Here is a 23,105-nt window from a genome sequence, read left to right as displayed (position 1 = left end):
TATCCCCCCTTTTTAATAGTTTTAAGCTTCTTTAAAGAAAAACTCTTCTATTTCTAAATCTATTCTTATTTGTGTATTTACATCAAAGAAGTGAATTTTATCAAAATCAAATACTAATGAAATATTATCACCACTTTTAAAGTCATCCATAGTATTTAATTTTGTAATTAAAGAATCTTCTCCTAAGGTAAAATGTAGCAGTGTTTCAGAACCTGTAAGTTCAGAAATATCAACTTGGGTATTAAATTGGTATTCATTATTTTTAAGCTTTCCTTTGCCTGCCATATAAATATGTTCGGGTCTAATTCCAACTAAGATATCTTCATTCATATATCCCTTAGATACAAGTTCTTCTTTTATATCTAAAGGAATCTCAAATATCCTTTTTCCAAGTTTTAATCCTTCTTTTGTTAAGTTCATTTTTAAAAAATTCATGGATGGTGAACCCATAAATTTTGCAACAAAGTAATTTATAGGTTTAAGATATACTTCCTTTGGCGTGCCAATTTGTTGAACAAATCCATCTTTCATAACTACAATTTTTGTAGCCATAGTCATAGCTTCTGTCTGGTCATGAGTTACATATATCATTGTAGTTTTTAATTTTTTATGTAGTTTTGTAATTTCTGCTCTAGTTTGAAATCTAAGTCTTGCATCTAAATTAGATAAAGGTTCATCCATTAAAAATACCTTCGCTTCACGAACTATTGCACGTCCTAGTGCTACTCTTTGTCTTTGTCCCCCTGATAGTTCCTTTGGCTTTCTTTCTAAAAGCTCTTTAAGTCCTAAAATATCAGCAGCCTCTTTTACCCTTTTATCAGTCTCTTCCTTAGTAATCTTTTTTACCTTAAGCCCAAATGCCATATTATCATATACTGACATATGCGGATAAAGAGCATAGTTTTGAAATACCATAGCTATATCTCTATCTTTTGGATGTAGGCTATTTATTACTTTTCCATCTATTAATATTTCTCCTGAAGTAATATCCTCAAGCCCTGCAATCATCCTTAGCGTTGTAGATTTTCCACATCCTGATGGACCAACCAACACTATAAAATCACAATCATCAATAACCATATTAACATCAGATACTGAATGAATCCCTGGTACATAGTCCTTAAATAAATGTTTTAATTCAATCTTTGACATATATTCCTCCCCCTATCATTTCTTTATTTAAAATTAATATAATTCCTACTCTCTACTATTAAATATTAACAACTTAATGTTAAGTTTATATTTAATACAGGTTAAGGTTATGGTATTTTTGTTAAATATAGGAAATATATTGTAAAGAAAGTATTAAATTCTATTTGATAAGTTCTAATTATTCGAAATTCTAATTTTATAGTATATAAAATAAAAAATCCTATAAAACTAGAATAATTTTCTAATTTCATAGGATTTTAACTTTCATTTAATGATTATCTTGACTTCTATATATATTATTTAAATATATACTAATATTTAAAATCTAAAAGCTTATTTTTTAATTGATCTTCAATATTTCTTAATTCTGCTTCAGCTTCTCTACGTTTTTGACGACCTTCTGTTTGTATATTAAGTATTTCATCAAGAGTTGAAATTAATGACTCATTAGTAGCTCTAAGTGTTTCAATATCAACAATTCCTCTTTCAGATTCTTTTGCAGTTTCTATAGTTGAAGTTTTTAATATTTCTGCATTTTTACGTAAAAGTTCATTTGTCATATCTGTTACTTCTCTTTGAACTTTTGCAGCATTAGCAGCGTGAGCAACTCCAAGTGCTAAAACCATTTGGTTTTTCCAAAGTGGAATAGTATTTATAATTGTAGATTGTATTTTTTCAGACATTAATGAATCATTATTTTGAATTAAACGAATTTGAGGAGCCATTTGTAAAGAAATCATTTTAGTTAATTCTAAATCGTGAATTTTCTTATCAAATCTATTACAAAGAGCCACAAAATCATTTAATTCTTGAGCATCCTGAGGATTACCACTATTTCTTGCTTTTTCTTGTAATTTAGGAAGTTCTTCCTTTTCTAATTTTTGAAGTTTCTTTTTCCCAGCTAAGATATACATAGAAAGCTCTTTAAAATATACTTTATTTATTTCATACATCTTATCTAGCATAGCAATATCTTTTAAAAGCTGTATTTGATGCATTTCAAGAATCTTACACATTTTTCCGATGTTGTTATCTACATTTTCATATTTTATTTTCATTTGAGAAATCTTATCTTTCCCTTTTTTAAAGAAACCTAAAAGTCCTTTTTTCTCTTCAGAGTCTTCAAAGTTTTTTAATTCATAAACTACACTAGATAGTACTTCCCCAATTTCACCTAAATCTTTAGTTTTTACATTACTAAGTGCTGACTGTGAAAAATCAGAAATTTTCTTTTGAGCACCTACGCCATATTGTAAAATAGAATTTGAATCCTTTATTTCTATTTTATCTACAAATTGATCAACCATCTTTTTTTCTTCTTCTGTAAGTTGGATTTCATCAACTATTTTTTCTTCTTTCTTTTCTTCTTTTACTCCTAAATCAAGTACTTCCTCCCTAAATGGTTGAAAAGTTAATTCTGGTTTTATGTCAATAGACCCATCTTTGAATTCATTACTCATTTTTTATGCCTCCCTTTTGTTTAAAACTTACTTTTTAAAATCATCTTCTGCTAATCCCTCTTGTTTAAATAATGTTTTAAGAACAGAAATATCTGTAGAAATATCTAAAACAACATCTTCAAATAAATCATCTAATAAATTTTCAAAAGCGCTATTAATAAGGTCAATACTCTTTTCAATTTCAATCTTAGCAGTTTCTATATTCTCGCCTTGAACTACTTGATTATTTATATCTTTGTATGAATTAATTAATTTTATAGTAATAGGAAGATAATGATTTATAAATTTATTAACTTCTTGTATCTTGTTAGGATTCTTTTCAACCTGAACAAGGATTTGGTTTGAAATATTTCCTAATTTATCTAACTTTACAGCTATTTCTTCTTTATAAAGCTCATTTCTTATATTTTTTATTTGTTCAATATAATTTCTTCCTATTTTAATTGTAGATTCTATTTCATCTTTTTCTAAATTTCCTATTTTTTCATTATCACTTTCTTTAGCTATTTGTTGATTTTTTAAGTTTAAATAGTCATTATAAACTTCATCATTTAACATAAAATAAGTTTTTTCTTCATCTATATGACCTTCTAAGAACATACCTAAATCAATCATTTTATTTAGGTCTTTAACAACAAAACTCTCTTTTTCTTTAGCAAATTTTGCTAGGTCTTTAATTAACAAATAATTATTATCGTTAATAAATCTTACATACTTTTTAAAACGATTTACTCTTTTTCTTAAATTTATTCCTCTTAATAATAAACCTAAACTTGCTACAAAGAATAAAAATAGAACTCCAAAAATAATATTGCTACCTATAATATCAATACCACTAAATAATATCTTAAATATTAGAGCTATCAACACCGAAAAACCAAAACCTAAACTTCCAATCACACCGAATAATATATAAAGTATTCCTGACATACTTCCAGGTGGTCTTTTACTAATATATTTTGATATATCATTTTTAGCTTTTTTATTTAAACTCATATATTTTTCACTATATCTATTAAACTTTGATTTAAACTGATTTAAGGTATCCTCAGTTTTATCGTTAATATCTCTTTTTAAATTAGCAACATCTATTGCTTTAAGTGCATTGCTAACTGTAGACATAATTTGATCTTCTAAATTAGAAAAATCCTTTTTATTCATTATCTTGCCTCCAGATTATTTTTCTTATCATTAACATAACTCTAGATATATACTATATGCTTATATTAATATTTTAAGTTTATTATATCTTATAATTTAGCTAATTGTAACCGCTAACTTAAAAGGAAAATAATACATATTTTTTATAAACATATTATATTCCCGGTATAATAATATGTTTACTTATAAAATAAGCCTTAGGCAAGTTATGTCAATACCTAAGGCTAAAATCTTACTTATTTGTGATACGGTTCTCCGTTACACCTCCAAAGAAGCACATTTTTATTATTTATATTAATTTAATAAAATGATAAAACTCTTTAAGCTAATGAAGGTATCATACCAGCATTATTTTCTAGATTATTCCTATATTCTTCATTACCATTATATGCGTTTTGTATAATTTCATTAACTTCTTTATATCCATCTTTAATTGTATTTTTTATATTAGCTGAAGCATCACTTATACTGCCATATACCATTTTGCTTGTATTTATAACTTCACCTGCAACTGTTTTTATTGTATCAAGTACATCCTTACTAACTGATACAACTGTATTTTTAACTTCTTTAATGCTAGATAATGAGCTTTTAATATTATTTTTTATAACTTCATAATGCTTTTTAATTTCATTATATCCTGTTGAAGCTGTGTTTCCTACTTCTTTTATTGGTTCTTTTATAGATTCTACTCCATCCTTTATCTTTGTTCCAGTTTGAACTATTTTATCTACAATTCCATTGTTTGGATTATTCCACTCAGCCTTAACTTCATTTACTGATGTTGAAATTTTTCCTACTACTTCCTTAACATTTCCTCCTATTGAAACAGCTGTTTTTACTCCTGTACCTATTATAGATGTAGCTGAATTCTTAGTCTCTTCAGCTAATTTTTTTAAATCGGCGGCAGTAGTTGTAACTTGCTTGAAGCTACTAGCTATTTGTGATGCAGTATCTTTTATTTTTTTACTTACTGAATCTGACATATCTTTTATACTTTTTGATACAACATTAGCTGTATCAACAACAGTATTTGCTACTGACTTCACGCTTTTAATAACACTTTCGCCTACAGAAACTGATGTCTTAACAAATTTTGAAACCTCACTAGTTATATAAGAAAATTTATCAGCTACTGATCTGAAAAATCCACCTATTGAACTCTTACTTGTGTTGCTTTCTTTAGATTCAATATCTGAAGAGTCTTTGATATCATTAATAATTGAAGATTTATATCCCTCATTAGCTATTTTATTGATATCTTGTACTTCTGAAGTTAGATTGTTGTTTTCTATCTTTCTAGCCTCACCCTTATTGTCATTTCTATTGTTGATAACATTTGCATTTAAATTAACATTACTAGTTATTTTCATAACATTCACTCCCCTGTATTTTTATTTTCTAAATAATATATAATTACTGATAAGCGATTATATATTATAAAGTTGACTTTACAAACTACTATCTTATTTGTCCCTGTGGTGAATATACCGAGTTTTGTAATAATTTAAATTGATCTTCTAATATAAATTGTCCATCTATAAAGAATTTCATTGTCCAAGCTCCTAGTGGATATTTACGAGTATTATCCATTAAATCTATCCAAAACCATAACATTATTGGTTCTTTAACCTCAGGTGTCATAAATAAATTATTATCAGTTACTTGGAATAAATCTCCTGTAGGTGTATACCATGCTGTTGTTACAGTATGTAAGCCTGTTACATTAGTAAATTGAAATCTTGCTACTATTTTTTTATCTAAGTTTATATTAAAAACTTTTTTATTTATGATGTTTTCTTGCTCACTTACTGAAGAACCTATATTATAGTTTTCTATATGAGTTGTATACTCAGTATTATTGTACATTCTCTGGTTATTTTCATTAATTATAACTATAGACCAAAGTTCTTCATTATCATCTGGTAAATATATATTTGCACTTGGGTCATTAATCTTTAATTCCCCATTAATAAGAAACTTATATAGATGCTCACCTGTTTTTAAATCACATTTAAATGTCCATTTATTGTCTTCTTTAATCATGACTCCTTTCTTAGGATCATAATCATTAAACTTACCTATTACAGATATGGTGTCAATTGGTAAATAATTATATTCTTCATATTCAAAATTTACTTCCATAATAAAGCCCTCCTACATATTTATTAAGTAATACAATTCTTCAAGAATTTTTTTCCTTATTTTAATATATCGTTAATATTTTTATAAACTTTACTATATATTTACTATAGTAAGCTATTCCCGCTAAATGCTTTTTCCATTTTATTAGCATTTCTTTATATAAAGAAGATTATTATATTTTTAAACAATAAAAACCGTATCACTTATTTATGATACGGTTCATTGTTATTGATTCTAAAGGCTCTATAAACTTGCTCTAATAATATAAGTCTCATCATCTGATGAGGGAAAGTCATCTTCGAAAAAGATAACTTATAATCAGCTCTATTTAAAACTTCACCAGAAAGACCTAAAGACCCTCCAATTATAAATGTAATATGACTATTACCTCTCACCGCTAACTTGCTTATAGTATCAGCTAATTCCTCAGAAGATAAATTCTTACCATCTATAGCAAGAGCTATAACGTAGCTATTATTTTTTATTTTATTAAGTATCTTCTTACCTTCTTTATCCTTTACTATAATCATGTCTTTTTCACTTAAATTTTCCGGACACTTTTCATCATCTAACTCTATCATATCTAATTTACAATACTTAGATAATCTTTTAGCAAATTCATCTATTCCTAACTTAAGGTATTTTTCCTTTAACTTGCCTACACTTATCACACTTATATTCATAAAATTTCTCCTTTTGTCCCGTTCATATTGCTTGTATACTATTTTACTTTATAAATATCAGATATTTCTTCCCTAGCTAATACATCTAACTTTATATCTTGTCCAACTATTATGTTATTTTGAGTTAATATTCCTTTTGAAGTCTCATATGCTAGCTCTGGAAAATTATTTTCTTTGCTTAAATGAGCTAATAATATCCTTTGTGTTCCTTCATTTATAAGCTCTACACAAAATCTAGCTGCATCTTCATTTGATAAATGTCCACTATCAGACTTTACCCTTCTTTTAAGAGCATATGGGTACGACCCCATCATTAACATGCTTTCATCATAGTTAGATTCTAATACTACTAATTTTGATTTATATAAATGTCTCTTTATATTATCTGTTATGCATCCTATATCTGTTGCTATAGACATTTTTTCATTTTCTGCATAAAAATTGTATCCAACTGCATCCGATGCATCATGAGGTATTGAAAATGGTCTTATTATTATATCTCCTAAAGAATAACTTTTATCATTTTCAAAAACTTTCATATTACTATCTTTTATTTCTCCAAGTTTATCTTTCATAGCACACCATGTTTTTATGTTTGCAAATATTGGTATATCATATTTTCTTGATATTATACCTGCACCTTTTATATGGTCTGAATGTTCATGTGTTATGAATATCCCCTTTATATTTTCAGCATTTACATTTATATCATCAAGTCCTGTACTTATTCTTTTCCCGCTAAGGCCTGCATCTATTAATATATTTGTATCTTTATATCCTACATAATGACAATTCCCACTACTTCCGCTACCTATCGAACAATATTTTAGCATTATGTCACCTCATTTTCTCATAATCATAGATTATATTATACCAAAAAAATAGGACATTAAATAAAAATTTAATGCCCAAGTTAAAATTTACTTGTATTCTCTTATTATTTTGTCTATATCTACACCTTTGCTATTCCATATTTCCACAAATTTTACTCCATTTACATTTTCATACATATACTTGTTAAAATATTCTTTTAATGTATCAAAGAACACTTTATCTCCTACTTGTTTTCTAACTTCATTAAAAGCTAATGCCCCTTTAGTATAAACATTTAAACTATAATCTATCGAATTGCTATATTGAGTACTTGGTTTGAATATATTTTCACTAGAATGATTTTTAGTTTGAATTTCCATAGTTTTTATAAGCTTATTTCCTACATCTTTTCCATATTTTTGTTCAAAGTATAGTACTGTAGAATATTCTGTAAGTGCCTCATCTAACCAAGGTTCACTTATTTCATCATTTCCTATTACTGAATACCACCATTGATGAGCAGTTTCATGAGCTATTACATATTCCATTAAGAATTTATTTTTTTCATTATATAAACTTTGATCTATCATAGATAATGTAGGGTATTCCATTCCCCCTATAAAGAAATCACTTGCTATTACTGAATATGTATCATATGGATATTCTCCAAATAATTCGCTAAAAATTTTAATAGAATCTTTAGCTACCTTAGTTGCTTCCTTAGAAAGGTCTGCATTTAAATTATATGTATTTATTATTGTTTTTTTATAAGAATCTTTATTTACATCAAACTTATCACTTAATATGAAAGCAAAATCTCTAACTTTTTTTGCTTCTATTTCATAAAGGGTTTTATCATTATCACCTTTTTCATTTATTATGTTTCCTGTGCAACCAATTTTATATTTTCTAGGAAGCAGCATCTTTACATAAAAATCACTTGTTTCGCTATAAAAAGGATCTCCAACTGTTTCATACCCTTTTAAATTCCATCCTCTATCATCATTTACGCATGCTATAGGGAACCAATTTGTAACATTAACTGTATTGTCCCCATATCCAAATCTACCTTCAGAATTTGGAAGTTTTACATTATATTTCATATCTATTGATATTTTTTCTCCTGGCTTTATTTGTTTCCCTAATTTTATTTCTAGTAAATCATTTTTTTCCCCTTTAATTTCATGTTCTAATTTCTTTCCATTGTTTAAAATATTTTTTATATCTATATATCCTTCATTAAATCCATTTGGGTATGCTTGTTTCATTTCTTCCTTCTCAAAAGGAGCAAATTCTTCTTTAGAAAATGCATTAGGATATATATGGAAGTATAGCTTGTCTAAACTAACTTTTGTGTTATTCACATATTCTATATTCTGATTACACATTAGCCTTTTACTTTCATCATTGAAAATAATGTCCATTGTATATCTATTTCTGCTTTTTTCATTACTTACCTTACTTACCTTTATAGCTGGTACATCATTTTTGCTCTTATGTAGATAGAATCCTCCTCCCATCAATAGCACTAATGTAAGCACTACTGATAATATTTTTCTTACTTTTTTAGTAAAGTTTATTACCAAATTATCTCCCCCTATCTTTCGCGAATAATTTATGAGCTTTTCTTGCAAGATAAATTTGCAATGATTTTTGTAATTCAGTTTTATAATTGTAGGTTACAATTAAAGTCTTGTACATTTATGATATAATCTAATCTGAGGTGATAAAATGTTTTTTAAAGAAGTTAGTGAAGTAGACTTAGGTGAAACTTCTATTGCAAATATCTTTATAGATATATATATGCCTATGGCAAATGGGTTATACACACAAGTTTACTTATTAGCGTATAGAAACGTGTGTAACCCTGATTTTAATCCTAAATTTAATAATGAATCAATTGCTAAAGACTTAAATATTCCTCTTTCTGATGTAATTTCTGCTTGGAAATTTTGGGAAGCTAAAGGATTAGTTAAAATGCATAAAAACGACGGTCTTAAGGATTTTGATTATTCAATAGAATTTTTAGATTTGAAAAAATTATATGCAGACAATATATTAATTAATACACCTTCGATTAAATCTAACTCAGATAGAATTGTTACAACTTCTAATGATCCTAGTATTAGAAAAATGTTTAATTCTATAAATCAAATAGTTGGAAGATATCTAGAACCAGGTGAAAAAATGAGTATAATGGAAATAATGGATAAATATAATATGAGTCCAGATATGATAATCTGCGCTTACGAACATGTTAAGGATAAGCATGGTGCCTCAAAGTCTGTTAAATATATTGAGGGTATAATTAGAAATTGGTACGATTCTAGTCTATACACACCTCAAGATGTTAAGGATTCTTTTGCTGTAAGAAGTGAAAGGTATATGTTATATAGAACTATATTTAATGAGTTAGGATTTTCTAGAAATCCATCTAGAGCTGAAAAAGAAGATATGGATAGATGGATTGATAAATTTAATATGGATATTGAGTTAATACTTCAAGCTTGCTCTAAGGCTAAAAACGTTTCAAATCCTTCAATTACTTTTATAAATGGTGTAATTAAAAAATGGAACGATAAAAATGTTAAAACCCTAGATGATTTAAAATTATATGAAGAAGAGTATAATAATAAAAAGGCTGAAGAAAAAAAATCAAGCTCTACTAATACCAATAAAAAGGGCTCTGTTCCAACAGTCAAAACTAGATTCCATAATATAAATCAAACATTTAATAAGTATAGCCCTGATGAGTTAGAAAAAATTCTACAGGAAAGTCAAAGAGATAAATTTAAGTAGGTGATTAAATGAATGAAATAACTATAAGAGATATACTTACATCTTATGAGAGAAAAAGAGATAAGGCTGAATCCGATTTAGAAATGAGAAAAAAAGATGTATATTCTCAAATCCCTGAAGTTAAGGAAATAGATGAAGAAATATCTAAGCTAGGGTTGAGTCTTGCAAAATTAGTTCTTTTAAATCCTAAAGATAAAGAATCTATTGTAGCTGATGCTAAAAGTAAAATTAATGAACTTAAAGAAAAGAAAGATTATTTACTAGATAAATTTAAGGTGCCAAAGAAATATTTAGATATTCAATATGACTGCAATTTATGTAAAGATAGAGGATTTTTAAAAAATGGTAATAAGTGTAATTGCTTTAAACAACAAATTATAAATGAAGCATATAAAATGTCTAATTTATCTAGGATGCTTGATAGTCAAAACTTTTCAACCATAGATCCATCTATGTTTTCTAATGAAATAATACCAGAGACAAACATGTCTCCTCAGCAAAATATATTAGAAATAGTATCAATATGCGAGTCATTTGTTCTTGATTTTGATAAAGATAACGATGAAAATCTATTATTTTATGGAGATACTGGGTTAGGAAAGACATTTATGTGTAACTGTATTGCTAAATCTCTTTTAGATAAAGGTCATTTAGTTATTTACCAAACATCATTTAAGATGTTTGAAATTATAGAAGACTATAAATTTAAAAATACTGATGAACGTATAAGTAAAGATAATTATAATAATCTTTTTGAATGTGATTTATTAATTATTGATGATTTAGGTACTGAGTTAGCAAACTCATTTACAAACAGTGAGCTATTTAATATTTTAAATACTCGATTATTAAACGGAAAGAAAACAATAATTTCAACGAACTTAACTCCTTTACAGTTAGGAGAAGCTTATGCCCAAAGAATATTCTCTAGAATTTTTGATAAATTTAGAATGGTAAAATTTATAGGTAAAGATTTAAGGTGGGAACAAAAAAAGTAGGAGATAATCTATTATCCTCTACTTTTTTTATTATTTAAAGCTACTCTACGCTTGATTAAAGCCATATAGTATTTAGTTTATTAAATCCTTATAAATAACTTTATTAACACTATATAAAACGTGCTTATATAATGTTAATAAAGATAAATTTATATAGGAGGTTATATATGAATAATTATATATATCATGCTAACGAACCTTACCCTGAAATAAAAGTAGAAAGTAAAAATCCATACTATGCAGAGCTTTTAATGGATGATCATTCAGGCATTATTAGTGAATTTAGTGCTATATCTCAGTATTTATATCACTCTTTAGATCTAGGTAAAAGTTATACAGATTTAGCAAATATGTGGCTACAAATATCCTTTATAGAGATGCATCACTTAGATATTTTAAGTCAAGTTATAACCCTTTTAGGAGGAAAACCTAAGTATAGAGGTTCTTTTAGCACTCTTGGTCAGCCTTGGAATGGTAGCTTCGTTTATTATGGAGATAATATATGTGATCAATTAAATGTAGATCTTGAATCAGAATACCAAGCTATATCAAATTATGAAAATCATATACGCATGATAGATGACAAATATATAAAAAATATATTAAGAAGAATTATATTAGATGAACAAATTCATATAATACATTTTAAAGAAGCTATAAAAAAATATTCATGTTAATAATTAGCTAGAATTTTTAAAATATAAATAATAAATTTATAGATATAAATGATAATTTTAAATATAAAAAACTCTTAGATAAAATCTAAGAGTTTTAAATGGAGCTGGTGATAGGAATCGAACCTACAACCTGCTGATTACAAGTCAGCTGCTCTACCGTTGAGCCACACCAGCAAAGTGTGTAATTGGCGACCTGGAAGGGACTCGAACCCTCGACCTCCAGCGTGACAGGCTGGCATTCTAACCAACTGAACTACCAGGCCGCATATATGTAATGGTGGGACTAACAGGGCTCGAACCTGTGACCCCCTGCTTGTAAGGCAGGTGCTCTCCCAGCTGAGCTATAGTCCCGGGAAATTGGTGACCCATAGGGGAATCGAACCCCTGTTACCGCCGTGAAAGGGCGGTGTCTTGACCGCTTGACCAATGGGCCATAAATGGTGATCCATCCGCGACTCGAACGCGGGACACCCTGATTAAAAGTCAGGTGCTCTACCGACTGAGCTAATGGATCATCTTTTACTTAGTTGTCTTTCGACTTGTTTCGCGATTTCTCTCGCTCACAAATAATATTATATTATCTGATTAAACTTTCGTCAACACTTTTTTTAAACTTTTTTTATTTTTTTTCAAATAACATTTAAAAATATAATTACAAAACACCTCAAATCTAGTAATATACTCATTTTAATCACTTTAATTTTTAAACATTTTTTTGATAAAAAGTTTCATTTTTATAGATTTTTATGTATTTTCACTAAAATTTTATACCATATTTAGTAAAAATATATGGAAGTTTTTATTATTTTTTTATATATTTTTATTAATTTAAGTTAAATAAAATAATAATGTTAAACAAAAAATTTCATTTATCCAAAGATAATATAAAATATAATTTCCTTATATGTAAAAAAGCATAGCGAGATAATATCTCACTATGCTTCATTTATTAACAGAATATATTTTTTCTTATTATAGTTTGTGTTCTGTTTGGTCCTACTGAAACCATATCAACATTTACACCAACTAATTCTTCTATTCTAGATATATATTTCTTTGCATTTTCAGGAAGATCTTCGAATTTCTCTACTCCTGTTATATCTTCATTCCATCCATCTAATTCTTCATATATAGGCTCACACTTAGCTAAATCTTCTAATGAAGCTGGGAAATCATTTATTATTTTGTCTCCCATTTTGTAAGCTGTACATATGTTTATTTTATCAAATCCAGTTAAAACATCTAGTAACATGAAAGATATACTAGTTAATCCGTTTACTCTAGCTGCATATTTAACTATAACAGCATCAAACCAACCACATCTTCTTGCTCTACCTGTTACTGTTCCGAACTCACGACCTTGTTGTCTTATTTGTTCACCAATTTCATTGTCTAATTCAGTAACAAATGGTCCTTCTCCTACTCTTGTAGTATAAGCTTTAACTATACCTACAACATCCTTTATCATATTAGGTCCTACACCTGCTCCTACAGCAAATCCACCTGATACTGGATGAGAAGAAGTAACGTACGGATACGTACCTAAATCTAAGTCTAATAATGTCCCTTGAGCACCTTCAAATAACACTTTTTTACCTGCTTTTATTGCATCGTAAACTATTACAGAAGTATCTGCAACATAATGTCTTATTTTATCAGCATACTCTAAGTATTCATTATATATAGTTTCAAAGTCAAACATAGCTTCTTTACCATATATATTTGTAGCTAACTTATTTTTAGCTTCTATCTGTGGCTTTAATTTTTGAGCAAATATGTCTTTATCCATTAAATCACATATTCTTATTCCTGATCTCTCAGTTTTATCCATATAACAAGGTCCTATACCTTTTTTAGTAGTACCTATTTTGTTATCTCCTCTAGCTTCTTCAGCTAAAGCATCTAATTCTTTGTGATATGGGAACACTACATGAGCCCTATCACTTATTTTTATATTTCTTGTATCTATATCATCTTTATTAAGCATCTCTATTTCTTCTAAGAAACCTTTTGGATCAAATACTATACCATTTCCTATTACATTTACTATATTAGGATTTAAAACTCCTGATGGTATTAAACGTAGAGCAAATTTCTTTCCTCCAACCACTAGAGTATGTCCAGCATTATTTCCGCCTTGTCCTCTTATTACTACATCTGCTTGAGTAGCAAGGTAATCTATAACTTTACCTTTTCCTTCGTCTCCCCATTGAGATCCTACAACTGCAACTGTCTTCATTTCATTCACCTCTATCATAGATATTCGAACACTTTACTAATACATTTTATCAAACATTCGATATGTTTTCAAACTTTTTTACTTTTTGTAAATTTTTAATATGTATTTTTCTATATTTTCTAAATTATCTATACTTATAATATCTTTTTCTAAAGCTTTGAATTTATTCATCCAAATGTCCAATTCTTCTAGATTTTTAACACTACATATATTTTCAACCTGACCATGCATAGTATTAGTAATATATATTTTAAATTTATTATCTAATTTTTCGCAGTAAACTATTACTGTTTCTTTTAAATTTTTATCAATTATTCTAAATAAATTAATTTCTCTGTTTACTTCTATTATTTTTGGATATATATATAATACATTTATATTCAACACATTTTTTCCCCCATACAATTTTGTATTTATAAACAATAAAAGCAAGCTATATAGCTTGCTTTTTACGTTATTCACATTTATCAACAGGTGTTCTGTGGATACTGTGGATAATTTTTTGCCTAAATTTCAATGTTTATACATAATTTAGGACATGTATCCACACATTTCGAGCTTATCAAAAGTATGTTCTGTGGATATTTGTTTATATTTTGGAAACTACATATCCCTTGATTTATCAGCAAATTTCTGAACTTCACCAAGCCAAACTAGTTCCACCGAGCCAGTTTCACCATGTCTGTTTTTTGCTATTATAACTTCACCAATGTTTTTTCTTTCTGAATCTGGATGATAATATTCATCTCGATATAAAAACATTACTATATCAGCATCTTGTTCTATTGCTCCAGATTCTCTTAAGTCCGATAACATCGGTCTATGGTCAGCCCTTTGCTCTGGCGCACGAGATAACTGAGATAATGCAACTACAGGGCAATTCAGTTCTTTTGCTATGATTTTCAAAGATCTCGAAATCTTAGATATTTCTTGTTGTCTACTTTCATTATTACCTTCACCTTCCATCAATTGAAGATAATCTATTAATATTAAATCTAATCCTTGCTCTATTTTTAATTTTCTACATTTTGATCTTAGCTCTGAAATTTTAATACCTGGAGTATCATCTATATGTATTTTAGCATTCGATAAAACTGCCATTGCATCAATAATTCTTGGCCAATCATTTTCATTAAGCTTTCCTGTTTTTAGCTTACTAAGTTCAACATTTGATTGTGCTGATAACATACGTTGTACTAACTGTTCTTTAGACATCTCTAGACTAAATACTGCTACTGATGCATCACCTTTTAAGGCTGCATTTTGAACAAGATTTAGTGAAAATGCAGTTTTACCCATAGCAGGACGTGCTGCTAATAAAAGTAGGTCTGTTCTTTGCATTCCATTTGTTTTTTTATTTAAATCTGTAAATCCAGTTGTTATACCTGTCATTTCAGCCTTAGAACTATATAGATGCTCAATCATATCATAAGTATCCATTAATACTGAATTTATTGATTTAAAATCATCACTAGCTTTTTCTTGAGATATATCAAATATTTTCTTTTCAGCTTTATCTAAAACATCTTCTATTTTAGTCGATCCATCATATCCTAAATTTATTATATCGCTAGAAGCCTTTATAAGTTTTCTAAGCACTGATTTTTCTTTTACTATATCAGCATAGTATTTAACATTAGATGTTGTTGGTACTATTGTAGAAAGACTTGTTATATAGCTTATACCACCAACATCATCTAAGTGACCTTGTTTTCTTAATTCTTCTGTTAATGTTATTAAATCTATAGGTTCACCTTTATTACTTAACTTTATCATACATTCATATATAATTTTATGTGCTTCTTTATAAAAGTCATCTGGTCTTATAGTCTCGCTGACTGTTATCATAGCATCTTTATCAAGTAATATAGAACCTAATATAGATTGTTCTGATTCCACACTATGTGGAGGAATTCTCGTCATATCCTCCATTTTTTATCACCTCAAGTGTTTAGACTATTGTTTTTCTTTTACATCAACTCTTACTGTAGTTGTTACTTTTTGATGTATTTTTATATCTACTTTTCTTGAACCTAATACTCTTATTGGCTCATCTAATGATATTTTTCTTTTATCTACTTCTACTCCATGTTGCTTCTTTAATTGTTCTGCTATATCTTTTGAAGTTATTGAACCGAATAGTCTTCCGCCTTCTCCTGATTTTGAGTAGATAACTACGTTCATTTCTTCCATTTTCTTTCCTTGTTCTACTGCTGCCTCATATTCTTTTTGAGCCTTTATTTCTTGAGATTTATTTTTTTCTTTTAATTCTTTAACTGATGTATTATCAGCTACCACTGCTAATTTTTTAGGGAATAAAAAGTTTCTTGCGTATCCATCACTTACTTCTTTCATTTCTCCTTTTTTTCCAGTTCCTTTTACATCTTTTAATAATATAACTTTCATCTATTTATCCTCCTTTAGGTTTTCTTCTATTATATCCTGCACCATTTTATATGCGGTTTGAAGTGAAACATCCTTTACTTGGGCGCCAGCCATATCTATATGACCTCCTCCGCCTAGCTTTTCCATAAGGACATGTACATTTATTTTACCTAATGACCTTGCACTTATAAATATCTTGTTGCCTTTTTTACCTAAAACAAAAGATGCTTCTACATCCCTTATATTTAGTAATTCATCTGCAGCCTGTGCTATAACTATGTTTATATTATCTATTTCTGCATTAGAGTATGCTAAACATATATTATTATCAATTATTTTACTACTTTGTATTATATCCGCCTTTGTTATAAAGTCTTTTATATCTGAGTTAAATAACTTTTTAACTTCTACAGTATCTGCTCCAACCTTTTTAAGGTACGAAGCTGCTTCAAAAGTTCTAACACCAGTTTTAAATGCAAAATTCTTTGTATCTAGACTTATACCTGCAAGCAATCCTTCTGCTGTTAATTTATTTATTTTAACATTGTCTTCCATATATTGAACTAATTCTGTAACCATCTCACAAGTAGATGATACATATATCTCATGGAATAATAACACAGTGTCATTTATAAATTCTACACCTCTTCTATGGTGGTCAATAACAACAACTTTATCTGATATATTTAATAACTCTTCACATTCTGTGTGGTTAGGTCTATGAGTATCGACTACTATAACTAAAGTATTCTTTGTACAATTTTTTATAGCAGTATCTTGATCTATAAACATGTTTTTATAATAATCCATTGAGTTTAACCTTTTAGTAAATTCTTCAATAGATTCATTACTTTCTTCTAACACTATATTGGCAAATTTATTACACGATTTACATATATCATAAATACCAACAGCAGATCCCATGGCATCCATATCAGGGTACTTATGTCCCATTATATATATATTTTCGCTTTCCAAAATTACCTCTCTTAATGCATGACCTATAAGTCTTGATTTTACTTTTGTTGTTTTTTCTATGGCTTTTGATTTTCCTCCATAGAATACTGATTTATCTTTAGTTTTTATAACGGCTTGATCTCCACCTCTACCTAGTGCTAGGTCAAGAGCTCCAGATGCAAGCTTTAGATTTTCATTTACTGTATCGCCATCTATTCCAATTCCCATACTTATCGTTACTGGGAGATTGTTTCCATAGTCAATTTTTCTTATCTTATCTAATATAGAAAACTTATCACATTCTAATTTCTTTAGTTCTTTTTTATTCATAACAAGAACAAACTTGTCTTTTGAAGTTCTTTTTAGTCCACCTTTTGTCTCTGTTTCTAAAGACGTTAACATTTTTTCTATTTCAACGTTTATTAATGGTCTTTTGTCTTCTTCTGTACTTTTTAATACTTCTTCATATCCATCAATTTGGATTAACATCATTGAATTTTTCTCATCTTCATATTGTTTTTGAAGATTTAAGTGATCTGTTTTATCTAACCAATACAGCATCATTAAATATTTTGCATTTTTTTCTTTTTCATTCTTTATTACATTATAAACAATTGTATACTCTCTATCCTTATATTTTATATCAGTATACATCTCCTTATTTTCATTAAGGACTTTCCTCAGATTTAGATTTTTGACTATATTGTCAATATTTACACCTAATAACTCTGGTGATTCTACCATATCATTAAACTTACTATTATACCAAGATATACTTCCATCAAACTCAAGTATACATAAAGGTATAGGCAAGTTTAATATAGCTTTCTTAGTAGTTTCATCTATATCTAATGATAAATTCTGAATATAATTAGTCCATTCTTTTCGCCTGATATTAGTTATTCTCCAATTGTGAGCAACTATATATACAAAACCGAAGAAAAATAAACAGCCTATATATACGTTATAAAAAAGTAGTATAGTACTTGCTATACCTATAATAACTATATATAAATTTATTTCTGGCATATTCATTTTAAAGGTTAGTTTATTCCTCATTTCTACCCTCCTAAGTGGATTTGTAGCTTCTTACCTTTCTAAAGTCAATTATACTATCTAGCATTCCGACGAAAGATACTCCCATAAATCCAAGTAAACTTAAAATTAATCCATATGTTAATATCATTCTTCCTGCACCTTGTCTAATCCATTTTCTAAAGAAGTATATACAAACTGATATTCCCTGGATCATAAACATAAAATTAAATACAAACTGCAAGTTAAGCATTATTAACTCTGTATGCATATTTATACCTATAATGTCTGCAAGTAAAACTACCATATATAACAAAAATGATATTGTTACTGCATTTCCTGGTAAATAAAAATCTGATATTTTAGGTAACGGTAAATTCACTATTTTTACCCTTTTTAAAATGAATACTTCAACGTAGTAAGTTATAAAAGATAATATTGTCCCTATTAAAAATAGTAACGTTGGAAGCATGTTTCTGGTAAAATCTACCATACCGCTAACACTAACTCCTTCTCCTAGGTCAACCCCTGCTTTTTTAAAAAGCTCAAATTGTGTAGTCATACCTTCTTTCATAACTGTCATAAAATCTTCTAATATATTTCTTCCAAATATTGAGTTTGATATTAAGAAGAAAATAATGACACATACTACATTTGCTATTATACCCATATATATTGGTTCAAATTTATTAACTTCTCCTTGTTTTAGGTGTTCCCTAGCTATGCTACCTATAGCTATTGCTGGTAAAACCTTCAATATACATATATTTACAGAATAAATAGGATTTACTGCAAACATAAGTACAAAAAATGTAGCCACCAATGATAGAAAAGAGTACTTATTATCTGTTAGTGTACTTATCATTGCATAAGGCACTGGTATCACTAAGCTTAATATGCCAAGCATTGGCACATACATTGTTACTAAAGATAATATTATTCCTAATGTAACTATCATTGATGCTTGTGATAGCCTTACTTTATTACTCAAATTAGAATCACTCCTTATTATCCATATGTTTTTTCAGGTTAGATAAATCCCCATACCAACTTTCTACACTATGGTTCTCATCTATTCCTATTTTTATCTTTTCTTTTACCTTATAATCTATCTCTGTAAAACTTATACCCAATCTTTTTCCTAAAAGATATGTTATCATAATAATATTTGCTAAAGTGTCTTGAAGAGCCTCATCTAAAGGCTTTACACCCTTGAAGATTAAATTAAATAAATCCCCTAAACTTAGTATTAATTCTGTCTTCATCCATTCCATTATTTTTACATTTTTGGTTATATCTGAACTTTTATCTAATCTCAAAGTTGCCCCCTCCTTAATATATAAACATTATATCATAAATCATAGAAGATTTAACCCGATATACAAAAAAACGAGCCATAGGGCTCGTCCTTTTCTTAGTCTAATGTATATGGTAAAAGTGCTATGTTTCTAGCTCTCTTTATAGCAACTGTTAACTCTCTTTGGTGCTTAGCACAAGTTCCAGAGATTCTTCTTGGTAATATTTTACCTCTCTCAGTTACGTATTTTGTTAATCTTTGAGTGTTTTTGTAGTCTATTCTAGCGTCTTTAGAAGCACAGAATTGACAAACTCTTTTCTTTTTACGTCTCTTCTTGTTTATCATAGTAAATTTCCCTCCTTTTCTAGAATGGGATATCATCGTCATCTATAGCTTGGAATCCTTGAGGATCTAGTCCTTTTGGCTCAAAACTTGGTTCGAAGTTCGGTTCGAATCCTTGATGATTCCCTTTATATGAACTTTCAGATTTATTTTTAGTATCTAAGAATTGTACTCTGTTAGCATTAACTCTTGTAGCTCTTCTAGTTTCTCCAGCTTGATTTTGGTAGCTATCGATTCTTATAGAACCTTGTACAGCTACTAAACTTCCTTTACCTATATAGTTAGCGCAATTCTCTGCAGATTTACCCCAAACTTGTATATCTATAAAGTCAGTTTCTTTTTTCCCATCTTTACCTGAGAATTCTCTATCAACAGCTATTGCAAAGTTAGCAACAGGAGTTCCGCTTCCCGCGATGTATCTTAACTCGGGATCTCTAGTTAATCTACCCACTAATACAACATGGTTCATAATAACACCGCCTTTTACATAATAAAACTAGTTATTAAGCAACAACTATCATGTGTCTTATTACGTTTTCGTTTATCTTTAAGTTTCTATCTATTTCTTTAGGTACTTCTACACCAGCGTTGAAGTTAACTAATACGTAGTGACCTTCAGTAAACTTAGCTATTGGGTAAGCTAATTTCTTTGTTCCCCATACGTCAACTTTAACAACTTCACCTTCAGTAGCAACAACTTCCTTAACTTTGTTAAGTACAGCTTCTCTTGCTTCTTCATCAGCATTTGGCTTTACTACGAAAACTAATTCATAATTTCTCATTTTATAATTCACCTCCCTTTGGACTTAACGGCTCTACTAAGTAGAGCAGAGAAATGAGACTTAAATCTCATACCTACACATTTTATCATCACTTTATGTAAATGTCAATTTGAATTTACACCTCTTCTAATATTATTACAGGTTTTTTTGTAATTGATACGTATATATTTAATTATGTTGGATAATAATATAGTTATATAGCCCCATAACTTAAATATATTTCATCCCAATCTCCCAAAAAGGGTGGTCGTCAGACCACCTTTTTTTATTATAAGAAAATTATAATATTATAATTTAAATTTTCAAAAAATGATAATTAGCATCTCAAATTAATAAGATGCTAATCATTATCTTTAATTACTCTAAATATGTATTTATAAAGTAATTGATTTTATATTAACATTTAAGCTTTTGCTTCTTCTTTCATGTATTTCTTTAAAACAACGCCTAATCTTTTTACTCCTTCTACTATTCTTTCATCAGGCATATTAGAGTAATTTAATCTAAAGCAGTTTTCTTTTCCTCCATTAGGGAAGAATGATCCTCCTGGCACGTATGCAACGCTATTTTCTACACACTCTTTCATAATTTCTCTAGAGTCTAAATATTCAGGCAATTGTACCCATGTAAATAGCCCACCTTCCGGATGAGTATACTCTAACCCTTCTGGAAATTCTTCTTTCATCGTATTTAACATTAAGTCTCTACGATTTTTATATACAGCTTTTAATTTTTCTACGTGTTTATCTAAATCATATATGTCCATGAATTTACTGACTTCTCTTTGGGATATAGTTGATGCTTGTAGATCTGCTCCTTGTTTTACAAATACAAATTTGCTTAGGATTTGAGGTGACGCACATGTCCAGCCTATTCTATAACCTGGACAAAATACTTTTGAGAAACTTCCTAGATAGATTACTAATCCTTTTTTATCCATTGATTTTAAAGACGGTAGGCTTTCACCTTCAAATCTTAATTCTCCATATGGATTATCTTCTATTACTGGTATTTCATACTTACTTATTACTTCTATAAACTTTTTACGTCTTTCTAATGGCCATGTTCTTCCTGTAGGATTTTGAAAGTCTGGTATTACATAAATCATTTTTACATTTTCAGTTTTGTCTAGTATTTTTTCTAGTTCTTCCATAATCATACCTTGATTATCGGTTGGAACTTCAATGAATTTAGGGCAATAAGATTTAAATGCATTTATAGCACCCAAATATGATGGACTTTCACACAAGACTACATCCCCTTCATCTAAAAACACCTTTCCTGCAAAGTCTAATCCTTGCTGCGATCCATTAGTTATTAATATATCGTCTTTTGTGATATTTGTTTTACTTTTGCTATTCATTCTATCGGCTATATGCTCTCTTAAAGGTGGAAATCCTTCTGTCGTTGTATACTGCAACGCTTCCATTCCTGATTCTTCAAGAACTAAAGTTGATATTTTCTTCATTTCCTCAACTGGAAATAATTCTGGAGCTGGCAGTCCACCAGCGAAAGATATGACTCCTGGTTTCTCCGTAAGTTTTAAAATCTCACGAATTTCTGACCCTTTCAATCCATCCATCCTACTTGCAAATTTAATAGCCATAATTAAGGCACCCCCTGAAAATGTTATCCTCAATTTAATTATAGCAAACTCAATATCATTTCGATACTAACTTTATTCTTTTTTTGACCTTATTTTATGATTTTTTTTATTCTCTTTTCAAGGGTTTCTCTATCCAGCATAATTAATCTAGAACACTGTATACATCTTATCTTGATGTCCATTCCTGTTCTCGTTATTTCAAATTCTTTACACCCACAAGCATGCTGTTTTTTCATCTCAACAACATTACCAACCTTAAGATCCATTGGCATAAATATTCACTCCTTTTTAGTCTATTTTTTTAACTTCTTTTTTACCATCTTCTAATCTTTTTATATGGAATATTCCTTTATATTCTATATTATTATCTTTTAATATATTAGATACTTTATCTATATCATTATATAAAAATCTTATTGATATACCACAACTAGCAGTTATTTCTCTAGGTGTTGGAAGTGTAGTTGATGTAACTTCATTTTCTGATAATATCTTATCTGTTCTTATAGCATGATGCGTTGAGTTAAATGATACTATATACATTTCGTTCATTTTATTACCTCTTTCTTAATTA

General features: G+C 28.5%; 24 protein-coding genes and 5 tRNA genes. 3 read left to right on the top strand and 26 right to left on the bottom strand.

All coding sequences use genetic code 11. The features are described 5' to 3' along the window. Positions 1-21: 21 nt before the first annotated feature. From JNUCC81_RS00220 to JNUCC81_RS00185, 8 genes are all read right to left on the bottom strand, one after another. Positions 22-1,152: an ABC transporter ATP-binding protein gene (locus JNUCC81_RS00220; protein ID WP_454094820.1), complete on the bottom strand. Its 1,131-nt coding sequence runs from the start codon at positions 1,150-1,152 to the stop codon at positions 22-24. A 311-nt stretch (positions 1,153-1,463) separates the two neighbouring features. Continuing rightward, positions 1,464-2,612 (bottom strand): toxic anion resistance protein, encoded by a 1,149-nt coding sequence (locus JNUCC81_RS00215; protein ID WP_454094819.1) that lies wholly within the window; start codon positions 2,610-2,612, stop codon positions 1,464-1,466. A gap of 27 nt (positions 2,613-2,639) precedes the next feature. Next, positions 2,640-3,773: a 5-bromo-4-chloroindolyl phosphate hydrolysis family protein gene (locus JNUCC81_RS00210; protein WP_454094818.1), complete on the bottom strand. Its 1,134-nt coding sequence runs from the start codon at positions 3,771-3,773 to the stop codon at positions 2,640-2,642. 320 nt (positions 3,774-4,093) lie between these two features. Then, the gene (locus JNUCC81_RS00205) at positions 4,094-5,146 is read right to left on the bottom strand and encodes a hypothetical protein (RefSeq protein ID WP_454094817.1); all 1,053 of its coding nucleotides are present in this window, start codon (positions 5,144-5,146) and stop codon (positions 4,094-4,096) included. Between the two features lie 88 nt (positions 5,147-5,234). Continuing rightward, positions 5,235-5,918: a hypothetical protein gene (locus JNUCC81_RS00200; RefSeq protein WP_454094816.1), complete on the bottom strand. Its 684-nt coding sequence runs from the start codon at positions 5,916-5,918 to the stop codon at positions 5,235-5,237. 203 nt (positions 5,919-6,121) lie between these two features. Beyond that, positions 6,122-6,601 (bottom strand): 23S rRNA (pseudouridine(1915)-N(3))-methyltransferase RlmH, encoded by a 480-nt coding sequence (gene rlmH / locus JNUCC81_RS00195; protein ID WP_454094815.1) that lies wholly within the window; start codon positions 6,599-6,601, stop codon positions 6,122-6,124. Positions 6,602-6,639: 38 nt separating this feature from the next. Then, on the bottom strand, positions 6,640-7,434 hold the full coding sequence (locus JNUCC81_RS00190; RefSeq protein WP_454094814.1) for an MBL fold metallo-hydrolase: 795 nt from the start codon (positions 7,432-7,434) through the stop codon (positions 6,640-6,642). A gap of 87 nt (positions 7,435-7,521) precedes the next feature. Next, positions 7,522-9,000: a M1 family metallopeptidase gene (locus JNUCC81_RS00185; protein ID WP_454094813.1), complete on the bottom strand. Its 1,479-nt coding sequence runs from the start codon at positions 8,998-9,000 to the stop codon at positions 7,522-7,524. 145 nt (positions 9,001-9,145) lie between these two features. On the opposite strand from JNUCC81_RS00185, the gene JNUCC81_RS00180 reads away from it, so the two are divergent. From JNUCC81_RS00180 to JNUCC81_RS00170, 3 genes are all read left to right on the top strand, one after another. Continuing rightward, a complete protein-coding gene (locus JNUCC81_RS00180) occupies positions 9,146-10,213 on the top strand; it encodes a DnaD domain protein (RefSeq protein ID WP_454094812.1) in 1,068 nt (355 codons plus the stop codon). Between the two features lie 8 nt (positions 10,214-10,221). Then, positions 10,222-11,211, top strand: a complete 990-nt coding sequence (locus tag JNUCC81_RS00175) for an ATP-binding protein (RefSeq protein ID WP_454094811.1) — start codon at positions 10,222-10,224, stop codon at positions 11,209-11,211. A gap of 167 nt (positions 11,212-11,378) precedes the next feature. Further along, a complete protein-coding gene (locus JNUCC81_RS00170) occupies positions 11,379-11,888 on the top strand; it encodes a ferritin-like domain-containing protein (protein ID WP_454094810.1) in 510 nt (169 codons plus the stop codon). 99 nt (positions 11,889-11,987) lie between these two features. On the opposite strand, the gene JNUCC81_RS00165 is transcribed toward JNUCC81_RS00170, so the two are convergent. The 18 genes from JNUCC81_RS00165 to JNUCC81_RS00080 all read right to left on the bottom strand — a co-directional run bounded on the left by JNUCC81_RS00165 (position 11,988) and on the right by JNUCC81_RS00080 (position 23,083). Then, positions 11,988-12,062: transfer RNA gene (locus JNUCC81_RS00165), tRNA-Thr, on the bottom strand. Between the two features lie 12 nt (positions 12,063-12,074). Next, positions 12,075-12,151 (bottom strand) — tRNA-Asp (locus tag JNUCC81_RS00160). 12 nt (positions 12,152-12,163) lie between these two features. Further along, positions 12,164-12,239: transfer RNA gene (locus JNUCC81_RS00155), tRNA-Val, on the bottom strand. Positions 12,240-12,246: 7 nt separating this feature from the next. Continuing rightward, positions 12,247-12,321, bottom strand: a tRNA-Glu gene (locus JNUCC81_RS00150). 5 nt (positions 12,322-12,326) lie between these two features. Next, positions 12,327-12,402 (bottom strand) — tRNA-Lys (locus tag JNUCC81_RS00145). A 435-nt stretch (positions 12,403-12,837) separates the two neighbouring features. Then, positions 12,838-14,127, bottom strand: a complete 1,290-nt coding sequence (locus JNUCC81_RS00140) for an adenylosuccinate synthase (protein ID WP_208333150.1) — start codon at positions 14,125-14,127, stop codon at positions 12,838-12,840. Between the two features lie 78 nt (positions 14,128-14,205). Then, positions 14,206-14,514, bottom strand: coding sequence for a hypothetical protein (locus JNUCC81_RS00135; protein ID WP_454094809.1), 309 nt, complete (start codon positions 14,512-14,514; stop codon positions 14,206-14,208). 216 nt (positions 14,515-14,730) lie between these two features. After that, positions 14,731-16,059, bottom strand: a complete 1,329-nt coding sequence (gene dnaB, locus JNUCC81_RS00130; protein WP_454094808.1) for a replicative DNA helicase — start codon at positions 16,057-16,059, stop codon at positions 14,731-14,733. Between the two features lie 24 nt (positions 16,060-16,083). Beyond that, the gene (rplI, locus tag JNUCC81_RS00125; protein WP_454094807.1) at positions 16,084-16,533 is read right to left on the bottom strand and encodes a 50S ribosomal protein L9; all 450 of its coding nucleotides are present in this window, start codon (positions 16,531-16,533) and stop codon (positions 16,084-16,086) included. Then, positions 16,534-18,528 (bottom strand): DHH family phosphoesterase, encoded by a 1,995-nt coding sequence (locus JNUCC81_RS00120; RefSeq protein ID WP_454094806.1) that lies wholly within the window; start codon positions 18,526-18,528, stop codon positions 16,534-16,536. Between the two features lie 10 nt (positions 18,529-18,538). After that, positions 18,539-19,495: a DUF2232 domain-containing protein gene (locus JNUCC81_RS00115; protein ID WP_454094805.1), complete on the bottom strand. Its 957-nt coding sequence runs from the start codon at positions 19,493-19,495 to the stop codon at positions 18,539-18,541. 7 nt (positions 19,496-19,502) lie between these two features. Then, entirely contained in the window at positions 19,503-19,823 is a 321-nt protein-coding gene (locus JNUCC81_RS00110) for a MazG-like family protein (RefSeq protein WP_081712297.1), read from the bottom strand. A 95-nt stretch (positions 19,824-19,918) separates the two neighbouring features. Further along, positions 19,919-20,146, bottom strand: a complete 228-nt coding sequence (gene rpsR / locus JNUCC81_RS00105) for a 30S ribosomal protein S18 (RefSeq protein WP_042277459.1) — start codon at positions 20,144-20,146, stop codon at positions 19,919-19,921. 19 nt (positions 20,147-20,165) lie between these two features. After that, on the bottom strand, positions 20,166-20,612 hold the full coding sequence (locus JNUCC81_RS00100; protein ID WP_042277462.1) for a single-stranded DNA-binding protein: 447 nt from the start codon (positions 20,610-20,612) through the stop codon (positions 20,166-20,168). Positions 20,613-20,646: 34 nt separating this feature from the next. After that, positions 20,647-20,925: a 30S ribosomal protein S6 gene (gene rpsF / locus JNUCC81_RS00095; RefSeq protein WP_042277465.1), complete on the bottom strand. Its 279-nt coding sequence runs from the start codon at positions 20,923-20,925 to the stop codon at positions 20,647-20,649. A 403-nt stretch (positions 20,926-21,328) separates the two neighbouring features. After that, positions 21,329-22,531, bottom strand: coding sequence for an aminotransferase-like domain-containing protein (locus JNUCC81_RS00090; protein ID WP_454094804.1), 1,203 nt, complete (start codon positions 22,529-22,531; stop codon positions 21,329-21,331). Between the two features lie 89 nt (positions 22,532-22,620). Continuing rightward, positions 22,621-22,803: a DUF951 domain-containing protein gene (locus JNUCC81_RS00085; RefSeq protein WP_208333156.1), complete on the bottom strand. Its 183-nt coding sequence runs from the start codon at positions 22,801-22,803 to the stop codon at positions 22,621-22,623. A gap of 16 nt (positions 22,804-22,819) precedes the next feature. Beyond that, complete coding sequence (locus JNUCC81_RS00080) at positions 22,820-23,083, bottom strand: DUF3343 domain-containing protein (protein WP_454094803.1); 264 nt, start codon at positions 23,081-23,083, stop codon at positions 22,820-22,822. Positions 23,084-23,105 lie beyond the last annotated feature (22 nt).

The organism is Faecalimicrobium sp. JNUCC 81, from assembly GCF_053667625.1.
The sequence above is the reverse complement of the archived record's forward strand: the minus strand, read 5'-3'. Positions and strand labels throughout refer to the sequence as shown.

Excerpts from the sequence above, each read along its gene's own strand:
- JNUCC81_RS00220 (WP_454094820.1), bottom strand. The coding sequence starts at position 1,152 with ATGTCAAAGATTGAATTAAAACATTTATTTAAGGACTATGTACCAGGG.
- JNUCC81_RS00215 (WP_454094819.1), bottom strand. The coding sequence starts at position 2,612 with ATGAGTAATGAATTCAAAGATGGGTCTATTGACATAAAACCAGAATTA.
- JNUCC81_RS00210 (WP_454094818.1), bottom strand. The coding sequence starts at position 3,773 with ATGAATAAAAAGGATTTTTCTAATTTAGAAGATCAAATTATGTCTACA.
- JNUCC81_RS00205 (WP_454094817.1), bottom strand. The coding sequence starts at position 5,146 with ATGAAAATAACTAGTAATGTTAATTTAAATGCAAATGTTATCAACAAT.
- JNUCC81_RS00200 (WP_454094816.1), bottom strand. The coding sequence starts at position 5,918 with ATGGAAGTAAATTTTGAATATGAAGAATATAATTATTTACCAATTGAC.
- rlmH (WP_454094815.1), bottom strand. The coding sequence starts at position 6,601 with ATGAATATAAGTGTGATAAGTGTAGGCAAGTTAAAGGAAAAATACCTT.
- JNUCC81_RS00190 (WP_454094814.1), bottom strand. The coding sequence starts at position 7,434 with ATGCTAAAATATTGTTCGATAGGTAGCGGAAGTAGTGGGAATTGTCAT.
- JNUCC81_RS00180 (WP_454094812.1), top strand. The coding sequence starts at position 9,146 with ATGTTTTTTAAAGAAGTTAGTGAAGTAGACTTAGGTGAAACTTCTATT.
- JNUCC81_RS00175 (WP_454094811.1), top strand. The coding sequence starts at position 10,222 with ATGAATGAAATAACTATAAGAGATATACTTACATCTTATGAGAGAAAA.
- JNUCC81_RS00170 (WP_454094810.1), top strand. The coding sequence starts at position 11,379 with ATGAATAATTATATATATCATGCTAACGAACCTTACCCTGAAATAAAA.
- JNUCC81_RS00140 (WP_208333150.1), bottom strand. The coding sequence starts at position 14,127 with ATGAAGACAGTTGCAGTTGTAGGATCTCAATGGGGAGACGAAGGAAAA.
- dnaB (WP_454094808.1), bottom strand. The coding sequence starts at position 16,059 with ATGGAGGATATGACGAGAATTCCTCCACATAGTGTGGAATCAGAACAA.
- rplI (WP_454094807.1), bottom strand. The coding sequence starts at position 16,533 with ATGAAAGTTATATTATTAAAAGATGTAAAAGGAACTGGAAAAAAAGGA.
- JNUCC81_RS00120 (WP_454094806.1), bottom strand. The coding sequence starts at position 18,528 with ATGAGGAATAAACTAACCTTTAAAATGAATATGCCAGAAATAAATTTA.
- rpsR (WP_042277459.1), bottom strand. The coding sequence starts at position 20,146 with ATGATAAACAAGAAGAGACGTAAAAAGAAAAGAGTTTGTCAATTCTGT.
- JNUCC81_RS00100 (WP_042277462.1), bottom strand. The coding sequence starts at position 20,612 with ATGAACCATGTTGTATTAGTGGGTAGATTAACTAGAGATCCCGAGTTA.
- rpsF (WP_042277465.1), bottom strand. The coding sequence starts at position 20,925 with ATGAGAAATTATGAATTAGTTTTCGTAGTAAAGCCAAATGCTGATGAA.
- JNUCC81_RS00090 (WP_454094804.1), bottom strand. The coding sequence starts at position 22,531 with ATGGCTATTAAATTTGCAAGTAGGATGGATGGATTGAAAGGGTCAGAA.
- JNUCC81_RS00085 (WP_208333156.1), bottom strand. The coding sequence starts at position 22,803 with ATGCCAATGGATCTTAAGGTTGGTAATGTTGTTGAGATGAAAAAACAG.
- JNUCC81_RS00080 (WP_454094803.1), bottom strand. The coding sequence starts at position 23,083 with ATGAACGAAATGTATATAGTATCATTTAACTCAACGCATCATGCTATA.